Origin of the sequence: Streptomyces sp. GQFP (genome assembly GCF_021545335.1) — a bacterium.
Taxonomy (GTDB): Bacteria; Actinomycetota; Actinomycetes; order Streptomycetales; family Streptomycetaceae; genus Streptomyces.
On record NZ_CP089312.1, the window covers coordinates 7763121 to 7772723 of the forward strand.

Below are 9603 nucleotides of genomic sequence, written 5' to 3' on the forward strand. Positions count from 1 at the left end.
TACTTCAACCGATTAATCCAACGGCAGGACATTTCTTGGTGGCTCAGCTACTGGCTCAGCTACGAAACGCCCCGGGATGGGTCTGCTCCCGCACGGACACGTACTGCTGCCGCACCGCCTGTCCCACCGCCAGTTCCTCACCGGGCTCCAGCACCTGCGCGGTGGCCCCCTGCCAGGCCGGCGGGGTACGCGGATCGAGCGTGCCCTGCGTCACCCCGAGCGCCCAGGCGGCCTGCCGCGCGGCACCGACGGCCGCGTAGTCGGCGGGCTGCGGTACGACGACCTGCGCCCCGAACAGCATCGGCGCCGCGGCCTGTACGGCGGGCAACTCGGCGGCGGACCCGAGCAGGAAGACTCGCTGTACGTCCACCCCCCGCCCCCGCAGCACATCCAAGGCATCCGCGAGCCCGCACAGCATCCCCTCGAAGGCGGCCCGCGCGAGATGCTCGGCCTTCATGGACTCCCGCCGCAGCCCGGCGAGCGTCCCGGCGGTGTGCGGCAGATTCGGCGTCCGCTCACCCTCCAGGTAGGGCAGCATGACGAGCCCATGGGCGCCGGGAGTCGACTTCATGGCGAGGTCGGAGAGACTCTCCAGATCACTCAACCCCAGCAACTCGGCGGTCCCCCGCAGAGTCCGTACGGCGTTCAGCGTCGTGACGACAGGCAGATGCAGCCCGGTCGCGTCGGCCAGCGAGGTGATCATCCCGGTCGAGTCGAAGAGCGCCTCGGGGTGTACGGCCATCACGGACCCGGAGGCCCCGAGCGACACCACGACATCCCCGAGCCCCAGGCCGAGCCCGAAGGCGGCGGCCATGGTCTCCCCGGTCCCGGCGGAGATGAGCAGCCCCTCGGGCGTCGTACCGGCGGCGTCGGAAGGTCCGAGCACCTCGGGCATCATCGCCTGACGCCCGAGCGCGAGTTCGACGAGATCGCCGCGATAGGTACCCATGGCGGCGGACCAGTACCCGGTTCCCGAGGCCCCACCCCGGTCGGTGGTCCTCCGCACAGGCCGCCCGAGCAGCTGCCACACCAGCCAGTCGTGCGCCTGCATGAGGACGGCGGTCCGCTGGGCGGCCTCCGGCTCGTTCCGTGCCAGCCAGCGCAGCTTGGTCACCGGCTGCGCGGCCTGCGGCACACACCCCACGGCCTGCGCCCACGCCTCGCGCCCGCCGAGCGCGTCGATCAGATCGGCGGCGGCGACCTGCGCCCGCTTGTCCCCACCGACCATCGCCGGCCGGACGGTGTTGCCCTGCGCGTCGACCGGCACGAGCGCGTTCTGCTGCGCGGACACACCGATGGCCTGCACGCCTTCGAGGAGCCCGCCCCCGGCGGCCTCACCGAGGGAGAGCAGCCACGCCTGCGGATCGACATCGGACGGCCGCCCGCCGCTCCCACCCTCGGCGCCTTCCATCGGATGCGGCGCATAGCCCTGCCGCAGCACGGACCCCGTGTCCGCGTCGCAGACGACGATACGAGTGAAATCGGGCGAACTGTCCAACCCGGCGACTATCCCCATGGCGAAAATTCTGCCGTACGCGGAGAGGTGAACGCGCCGGGTCGCCGTTCCGTCAGGGACAAGCTGTGCGTTGTCGGTGTCCAGAGGCCGTGCGGATGCGCCAGATGTGGCGATGCCGACACCCCAGGCACTCCCGATACCCCAGGCACTCCCGATACCCCGGACACCTCCGCCCCGGGTGGCTCAGGTGTTACTGGTGCCCCAGTCGTCCTCGCCACCTCCCGTGGCGTTGCGCTCGCGCAGGGAGCGCACCCGGTCGGCCACGGAGTCGGGTACCCGGTCGCCGACCTTCTCGCTCACGGTGTGGAACGCCTTGCCGGCGAACTCCCGTCCCTGCAGCGCGGCCGACTCGGCGGTGTTGCGGACGGCCGGGTTCTGCGCGACCTGACGGGCGGATTTCTTCAACTGCTCGTAGCGCTCGCGCCCGGCCCGTGTGCCCAGCACGTAACCCAGGGCCAGTCCGGCGACGAACGTGAGCCGGTAGCGCATGACGGCCACCTTTCCTTGACGAGTGTCGAGTGAGGCGAGTGAGACCAGTAGCAGACGAGTGAGACGAGTGGCTGACGACGGGCGAGGGGTGCGCGGCGCGGGGAACCGATTGGCGGAGCACCCCCCTGCTTGCGCTAATGTATGTGTCGCAGCGAGCACACGCCCCCTGGCGAATACCCAGGGAGGTACGTTCGATGCAAACGAGGCAATCCTCCGTAGCTCAATTGGCAGAGCAGCCGGCTGTTAACCGGCAGGTTACTGGTTCGAGTCCAGTCGGGGGAGCTTCGGTCTTCCGTAGCTCAATTGGCAGAGCAGCCGGCTGTTAACCGGCAGGTTACTGGTTCGAGTCCAGTCGGGAGAGCACCTGAACGAGGACCCCGTTGGGGTCCTTTTTCATGTCCGGAGGAACCGCGCGAGCCGCGCCAGGGTCCTCATGGTCATGCGAAGTCGACCATCCGAAGCAGGAGATCGTATGAGCGGCTATGCTGCGGCAGACGGCGCGCACAAATGTGCGCGACGCGCCGTAATGGGGCGGTAGCTCAGCCGGTTAGAGCAGCGGACTCATAATCCGTCGGCCGTGGGTTCGAGTCCCACCCGCCCCACCTCGGTGTCACTGGCGCAGGAACGTTTTCACCTGTGGACGGGTGGTCAGCCCCTCGGGAGGCGAGGGGCCTTTTTCGTCTTCGGTGATCGTTGGCTCCACGGGGTGCGGGGCGGCGGTTCAGTAGTCAGGGTGCGCAGGGGGTCGGGGCCGATCGGTTCGACGAGGTCGGCGTGTTCGCGGTGGGCCCAGATGCTGCGGCCGGGTCCGGAGTTCACGTGCTCTCAGGCGACCTCCACCGCGTCAACGAGATCATCAACGGCCACTGTGAAGTGTCCCGCCTCGTTGTGTACGAGCGGATCGCCGACGGCCTCCACATGCCGGACGGCGCCCGGCACCTGCTCGGCCTCGCCGCGAGCTGCGAGAAGCGCACCGGTGGTTCCGAGTTCGACCTTGTCGCGTTCGTGAGGTCGTCCGCGTTTAGGGGCTCCGCGTCCGGGTGCTGCTCCTCGACCCCGGACTCCGACGCGCTCACCCGGCGAGCCGCCGAGATCGGAGAGTCCGCCGAGTCCCTCGTCGGCGGAGTACGCCTGACGGAGGCCCGGCTGCGGGAGTTGCTTGCCGATGACTGCGACATCCAGGTGTACCGGTACCGCATGCTGCCCACTTGGCGGCTCATCCGCATGGACGCCGCCATGTTCGTCAGCGCCTTCGACTCGGGGTGGGAGGGCCACGAGAGCGTGACGTACGAGGTGATGGAGACGGCGCACGGGCCCCTGTTCCGAGGGTTCCGAAGGATGTTGAAGGCGTTGGAGAAGGCGGGTGGGGAGCTGCGGGTGCGTACCGTCCACGGCGCGGATGGAATCCGGACCGTGCTGACGTTCAAGGGCGCCACTCTCGTCCGCGTCCCCGAGACCGACGGCACGTTCCTGGAAGCGGAGACGATCGTGGACGAGGATGCCGTGAGCGCGGCCCGCCCGTCGCGGCGTCGGTCGCACCGGTGAGGGTGCCGATCGCGGGCATGGGGCACCGGGCATGGTCGAGGGTTTGTCCGGCCTGGTGGCGGTTCGGGACGTTGCCGCTCGGTAGTCGTGCAGGGCGGTTGTGCGCATCGAGAATGCCGCAACTTCCCGACAACTGACCGCAATTTTGCGACAGAGTTCCCGCGTAGAAATTGCGTATTGTCTGCGCTGGCCACAGCAAGTGCACAGTCCCGGATCCGGACTCCGCGAACTCGCCTTCTCTCCCCTGGAGTTGGAACGTGTCCAGAATCATGGAGTCCCTCAAAGCCATGAAGAGCGCCACCCGGCGCTCTCTCACGGTCGGCGCAGTTACCGCCGGTGTCGCCGTCACCACCGCGTTGGGCGCATCCCCCGCCTCCGCCGAGACCTGGCACTACGGGAGCGTCACCTGGTACAACCCGAGCGCCGGTGTCGGGGCGTGCGGTCAGTGGCACGGTGACAACGAGCTGGTGGCGGCGGTCTCCCCGCAGATGTACGGCAGCTACCCCAACCCCAACAACTCCCCTGTGTGCGGCAAGTACGTGATCGTCTATGGTCCGACGGGGAAGGCCACGTGGGCCAAGATCGTCGACAGGTGCGCGCAATGCGCGGCGTACGACGTGGACCTCAGCCCCGCCGCGTTCGGCGTGATCGCTGACCTCGGCGTCGGCAGGTTCAGCACCTACTGGGCCGACTACATCTGATCCATTCCCTTCCATTCCCTTCCATTCCCTTTCCTCTGCAGGCCCGGCCGGGTGCCCCCCTCGGCCGGGCCTGTCCCGTTGTTCACCCGTCTCCCGCCGAAGCCGCCGGTAGTCCGTGGGCGTATGACCGACGTGCCGGCGGAACACGGTGGTGAAGTGGCTGGCCGTACTGAACCCGCATAACAGGCCGATCCTGCCCACCGGTTCGTCACCGGCTTCCAGCAGCCGGCGCGCGGCCTCGATCCGCAGTCCGGTGAGGAACTGATGGGGTGTCTGCCCGGTCGCCGCGGAGAACAGACGCAGGAAGTGGAACCGGCTCATCGCTACCTCCCGGGCCAGGTCGTCCAGGCCGATACGGTCGTGGAGATGGGCCCGCATGTACGCGGTGACCGTGTCCATCTGCCGGGTACCGAGGGCACGGGGCTCGGCGGGTCCGCTGTGCGGCGGCGCAAGGAGGTGTGCCGCTAGATACTCCGCGGCGGAGTCGGCGTAGAGCTGCCCGGCTCCGGCGTCGCGGGCCCGGAGCAGCGCGGCGGCCATGGAGGTGATCAGCGGATCCTGTTCCGCCAGCCGCTCCAGGGACTGGAGATCGGCGGGCCGGCGGCCGGCACCTCGGCCGTATGGCGTTCGAAGACGTCCGCAGGCAGGAGGACGTGCACCGTTTCCAGGGGGCCCGGTCCGAGCAGCCGGGAGCGCAGCCTGACGCGGCGTCCGGGAGGAACCAGGCAGGCGTCGCCGGGCGCACACGACGCCGAACGCCACCGGCCGTCACCGGTGTCCGCCTCGAACCGGGCGGTACCCCGCAGATGCGCGACGATCCGGAACCAGTCCGAGGGCGGCTGCTCCCACTCGATGACCCCCGGCGTCACGATCCTCCGGGCCACGCTCAGTGCCCGCCAGGGGACCGGGTGCTCCCGCACCGGGGGCAGCTCCGAAGGTTCGTCGCGGGCGGTTGTCATCGCGCGCATCTCCTGGGAGTGGGAACTCGCGCACGGCGACACCGGCGCACGACGGGGCCACGGGCAACGGCAGAGCCTCATCGACAGGCGGCACAGGATCACATGGTGTGGAGTTCGATCAATGAGCGCCACGAAGGCATGGGCCTGGCCGGACGCGGAGTTGCCCGTCCGCGCCAGAGAACATGCCCCACAAGTACGCCCCCTCGGCCACAACCCGTTCGCCTCCTCGCGCGACCAGCAGTCGAGGCTCACGCCCTTCAGGTCGACCCAGCCTGAAGTGTCCAGAAAGACCGTCAAATAGCGGAAACCGCAACGGAGTTGGGGCCTGTCTGGCGGGGACGGATGTGGTGCGGCTCATAGCAACCGGTGCGGCGCGATACGCATGTTAAAGGTGAGAAGGGAGTGGCAGATGCTGTCTCCTGTCTCCTGTCCCGTGGCCATGCGAGGTGACGGGACGTCAGGGCAGCGTTCGTCACGCCGTGCACGACCCGAAGGGATCAGTCCTTGAGTCACAAGAAGCGCGCCATGACTCGTCGCACCGTCCTCGGAGCGGCCGGTCTCGCAGCCGGCGCGGCAGCCGCAGTACCGGGTTTAGCCTCGGCCGCCCCGACCAAGGCCACGACGCGGCAGGAGAGTGTGCCCCGTACCCGGGCGAAGACGTTCTCGGGCGCGGCAGCCAAGTCCGCGGAGCCGGGCTTCCCCGTCGAATACGTCGGGGTCACCTGGACCGGGGCCCAGCGCGGGGCCGCGATCAGACTGCTCGACCAGGACGGCAAGGCGGGCGCGTGGCAGACGCTGAAGCCGGTCTGCGCCGCCGGAGCGGACGGGGATGCCGGGACACCTGCGAAGAACGCGAGCGTGCTGGTGCCGACCGGCGGGGCCGCCGGTTACGAACTCACGATGCCGGACGGGGCGACCGACGTGCGCTCCACCGCCATCGACACGGTCAACGGTCCGACCTTCAAGGTCTCCGTGGCCACCGAGACCGCGTCGTTCCGGGGCGTCGAGTTCATCACCCGGGCCGGCTGGGGCGCCGACGAATCCCTCCGCTTCAAGGCGGACGGCACCGAGAACTCGCCGCAGACCTACTACCAGGCCCAGACGCTGACGGTGCATCACACGGCGGGCGCCAACGGCGACCTGGACCCGGCTGCCACCATTCGCGCGTACTACTACCTGCACGCGATCACCAACGACTGGGGTGACATCGGCTACCACTTCCTCATCGACGAGGCAGGCCTCGTCTACGAGGGCCGTTACACGGGCACGGACGGCATCCCGGCCCACAACGCCGAGGGGAAGATGGTGACCGCCTTCCACGCCACCGGCTTCAACTCCGGCAACCTCGGCATCGCCGTACTCGGCACCTTCGAGAGCCAGGCCCCGACCGCCGCGGCCCGCGCGTCGCTGACCAAGCTGCTCGCGGCGCTGTCCGACTACCACGACCTGGACCCCGAGGCCGCCGTCACCTTCGTCAACCCTGTCAACGGCGTCAAGAAGAACGTCCAGATGATCAGCGGCCACCGCGACTGGCTGGCCACCGAGTGCCCCGGCACCACGTTCTACGGCGACCTTCCCGCCCTGCGCGAGGACGTCGCGGCAGCGCGTTCCGGAGGCTGACACAGGGCCGGCCCGGTCAGCCACAGCACGCGAGAGGGGCGTCCGCCGGAGCGGACGCCCTGCGACGGCTGACTCAGAAGGAGCCGACCGGTCCCTCGCCCGACACCGCGAATGGAGCTGGTCCCGGACGACGGCGTCGTTCCAGGCGGCCGGCCGCCGCCAGCAGGTCAACGAGCAGACAAGCCTACAGTCGGCACATACGTACATGGACTACGTACTCCTACCGACGCCTCCCTGACACGTATGCCGTTTTCTTGCATTCATGACGACACCGAGCATGAAAGCGCGGAAAGACTCCGTCGTGCCTGTCGTCGGGGCCCTCGCCGTGGCCGTCCTGTTCACCGGGGGGTGTTCGAGCGCCCACGGCACCTCCCTTTCCGGGGATCCGTCGGAGAGCGCGACGGGGGTGTCCGAGTCGCCGAGTCCTTCGCCGACCCCGTCTCTCACCCCTCCGTATCCGACCGGGGCGTCCGGTTGCCACGACAACACGGGGTGGACGGCCGAGGAGTCCAGGGACTGGGTTCGGCTCGTCGTCGACACGCCCAAGGAGAACTATGCGAGCGCCGGGCTGAGGGTTGTCAGTCTGCCGGGGTACAACGGACCGCTCTGCCGGAAGATCACCGTGCAGGTCGAGTTCTGGAAGCTGGTGTACGGAGTCGCGAACGGCGCCGACGGCGGGCGCCTCTCGGACGGGGCGCGGCCCGACTACTACTTCGACATCCGCCGGGTGAAACGCGTCGAACTCCATGCGGACGCGAGCGTCGAGCGGAAGATCGCCCTGCCTGCCTCCCTTTACGCGACGGACCGCAGTCCCTGCGAGGGCGCCCTCCTCTCGATCACCGTGGGCAAGCCGCTGACGAGCAAGGAACTGCCCGAGGAGGTCGAGGTCGAGGTCGGCGGCGGAGGGTCCGTCTGGCGTGGCGCCACCGTGGACTTCCGGTCCCAGCGGGTCGCCGACTACGAACTGTCCGAGCCCTCGGCGCCGCAGGTGTGCAGCCCGGACGGCAAGCCCACCGCCGACCCGGCCGACGTACCCCCACCGGGCTCCCAGCCGACGGACATCTATCCAACAGATCTCTATCCGACAGAGCTCTACCCGACGCCCGACCACAGCTTCGACATCGACGACGTCCTCCGCTCTCCCACGCCCTGATCCCCTTCCACGGATCCGGGCGTGCACCGACCTCTTGACCTCTTTTCACCTCACCTTTTCATCTCACCCTGGGGGGAATCACATGCGTATGCGCACTGCGGCCACCGTCCTTTCCGGCGCCCTCGTACTCTCGGCGCTCGTTCTTCCGGGCGGCGCCCAGGCGGCGGAGCACCCTGGCGCGGCGACGGATCTCAGAGCCCTCGCCTCGCAGAGCGTCCAGCCGAAGGACGCGCTGGGCGGCACCACCTTCAAGAACGGCGTCGTCAACAAGGGCAAGGACATCGTTCTCGGCGTGACGGGCAAGAAGGCCGTTCCCGTCACGTTCACCGCCTTCGACGAGGAAGGCCTGGCCCTCACCATGGCGTTCCTGTGGCAGGGCACCGACAGTTCGAGCACGGACACCATCACCGGCGCCCTGGGGACGGACGACAACCCCGTCTGCACGGAGACGACGGTCGAGGGCGGCTACAGCTACAGCTGCAAGACGGTCTTCACCATCGACCCCGCGGTCGACTTCAAGGACGGCAACGGCATCGCGGGGCCCTGGAAACTCTTCCTGGGCGCCTACGACCTCTACGCGAACGCCAGCGCCGACGACGACGTCGCCAAGGCCAGCATCAAGCGTGCCGCCAAGCTGACCGTCAACGCCTCCCCGGAGCCGGTGAAGAAGGGCAAGACCATCACGGTCACCGGCAAGCTGACGCGCGCCGACTGGTCCACGGGCAGGACCACGGGATACGCGACCCAGCCGGTGAAGCTGCAGTTCCGCAAGAAGGGCAGCAGCGCCTGGACCACCCTCAAGACGATCAAGACCAGCCGCACCGGCGCCCTGAGCACCACCACCAAGGCCGGCTCCGACGGCGACTACCGCTTCGTCTTCGCCGGCACCTTCACGACCGGCTCCGCGACGGCGCCCGGCGACTTCGTGGACGTCAGGTAGGCGGCTTCCCGGCTGGGATCGCGGTGGCCGGTTCGCGGAGGCCGGTTCGCGGAGGCTGACCGATCACCGCCCCGAGGGCACCTGGACCGGGCTCAGTCTCCTGATCCGTGCGGGCGTCCCCGAAAACGGCTCCCGGTGCGGCGGCGGGCCATCAGCGTGGCGAGGGCGGTACGTGAGGCGACCCCGGTCCTGCGGAAGGCGCGGGAGACATGGGTCTCGACGGTACGGCGGCTGACGTAGAGCCGGTCCGCGATGGCCTGGCTGGTGAGCCCCTGCGCCACCAGCTCGGCTGTCTCCAGCTCCCGGGCGGTCAGGGCGGCCGGCCGCTGGGTGAGTTCGGCGCGGTCCGGGGGCCGTACGGAGCCTCGGAGCCGCCACCGGGCGGACGGGTGGCGTCGGCGAGGCCGACCACAGCATTCCGCTGCCGCCCGCCTCGGCGAGCCGGCGCCCCCTGAGCCAGGCGTGCGGCCGCCCCAGCCATGGCCCGCCGCCGCTTCCAGCGGGGCGCCGAGCAGCAGGGAGTGGGCCTTCCAGAAGACCGCGCCGCAGCGGGCGCTCTCCGCCGCGGCCTCCGCGAACAGGTCCGCCGCCGCTGCCGTGTCCCCCTGCGCCAGCGGCAGATGGGCGGCGCTGAGCAGCGCGGACGCCCGCTGCATCGCCGGCCCCGGTCGTTCCGCCTC

The 9603-nt window shown here is 69.4% G+C and carries 10 protein-coding genes, 3 tRNA genes and 1 pseudogene; 9 read left to right on the forward strand and 5 right to left on the reverse strand.

Annotated features, from left to right (window positions below; genetic code table 11):
- Positions 1-55: 55 nt before the first annotated feature.
- Both LUX31_RS35090 and LUX31_RS35095 read right to left on the reverse strand, forming a co-directional pair.
- Positions 56-1516 carry an FGGY family carbohydrate kinase gene (locus LUX31_RS35090; protein ID WP_235479331.1) on the reverse strand — a complete coding sequence of 487 codons (1461 nt, stop codon included), beginning with the start codon at positions 1514-1516 and terminating at the stop codon, positions 56-58.
- Positions 1517-1699: 183 nt separating this feature from the next.
- Positions 1700-2005: a hypothetical protein gene (locus LUX31_RS35095; protein ID WP_105968457.1), complete on the reverse strand. Its 306-nt coding sequence runs from the start codon at positions 2003-2005 to the stop codon at positions 1700-1702.
- A gap of 209 nt (positions 2006-2214) precedes the next feature.
- Between LUX31_RS35095 and LUX31_RS35100 the strand changes: the two genes are divergently transcribed.
- From LUX31_RS35100 to LUX31_RS35120, 5 genes are all read left to right on the forward strand, one after another.
- Positions 2215-2287, forward strand: a tRNA-Asn gene (locus tag LUX31_RS35100).
- Positions 2288-2293: 6 nt separating this feature from the next.
- Positions 2294-2366 (forward strand) — tRNA-Asn (locus LUX31_RS35105).
- 167 nt (positions 2367-2533) lie between these two features.
- Positions 2534-2607 (forward strand) — tRNA-Ile (locus LUX31_RS35110).
- Positions 2608-2824: 217 nt separating this feature from the next.
- Entirely contained in the window at positions 2825-3550 is a 726-nt protein-coding gene (locus LUX31_RS35115; protein WP_235479332.1) for an XRE family transcriptional regulator, read from the forward strand.
- Positions 3551-3807: 257 nt separating this feature from the next.
- The gene (locus LUX31_RS35120) at positions 3808-4251 is read left to right on the forward strand and encodes an RlpA-like double-psi beta-barrel domain-containing protein (protein ID WP_235479333.1); all 444 of its coding nucleotides are present in this window, start codon (positions 3808-3810) and stop codon (positions 4249-4251) included.
- Positions 4252-4413: 162 nt separating this feature from the next.
- Here the strand turns inward: LUX31_RS35120 and LUX31_RS38045 are convergent.
- Positions 4414-4629, reverse strand: a pseudogene (locus LUX31_RS38045) (helix-turn-helix domain-containing protein); the annotation flags it as partial.
- Here LUX31_RS38045 and LUX31_RS35125 point away from each other — a divergent pair.
- Positions 4558-4719, forward strand: coding sequence for a hypothetical protein (locus tag LUX31_RS35125; RefSeq protein WP_235479334.1), 162 nt, complete (start codon positions 4558-4560; stop codon positions 4717-4719). The pseudogene LUX31_RS38045 and the gene LUX31_RS35125 overlap by 72 nt on opposite strands.
- Positions 4720-4799: 80 nt before the next feature.
- On the opposite strand, the gene LUX31_RS35130 is transcribed toward LUX31_RS35125, so the two are convergent.
- Positions 4800-5210, reverse strand: a complete 411-nt coding sequence (locus LUX31_RS35130; RefSeq protein WP_235479335.1) for a hypothetical protein — start codon at positions 5208-5210, stop codon at positions 4800-4802.
- 525 nt (positions 5211-5735) lie between these two features.
- On the opposite strand from LUX31_RS35130, the gene LUX31_RS35135 reads away from it, so the two are divergent.
- From LUX31_RS35135 to LUX31_RS35145, 3 genes are all read left to right on the forward strand, one after another.
- Positions 5736-6830, forward strand: coding sequence for a peptidoglycan recognition protein family protein (locus tag LUX31_RS35135; RefSeq protein ID WP_235479336.1), 1095 nt, complete (start codon positions 5736-5738; stop codon positions 6828-6830).
- A 277-nt stretch (positions 6831-7107) separates the two neighbouring features.
- Positions 7108-7983, forward strand: a complete 876-nt coding sequence (locus tag LUX31_RS35140) for a hypothetical protein (protein WP_235479337.1) — start codon at positions 7108-7110, stop codon at positions 7981-7983.
- Between the two features lie 82 nt (positions 7984-8065).
- Positions 8066-8923 (forward strand): hypothetical protein, encoded by an 858-nt coding sequence (locus LUX31_RS35145; protein WP_235479338.1) that lies wholly within the window; start codon positions 8066-8068, stop codon positions 8921-8923.
- Positions 8924-9015: 92 nt separating this feature from the next.
- Here LUX31_RS35145 and LUX31_RS35150 read toward each other — a convergent pair whose 3' ends face one another.
- Entirely contained in the window at positions 9016-9579 is a 564-nt protein-coding gene (locus LUX31_RS35150; protein ID WP_235479339.1) for a helix-turn-helix transcriptional regulator, read from the reverse strand.
- Positions 9580-9603: the final 24 nt, after the last annotated feature.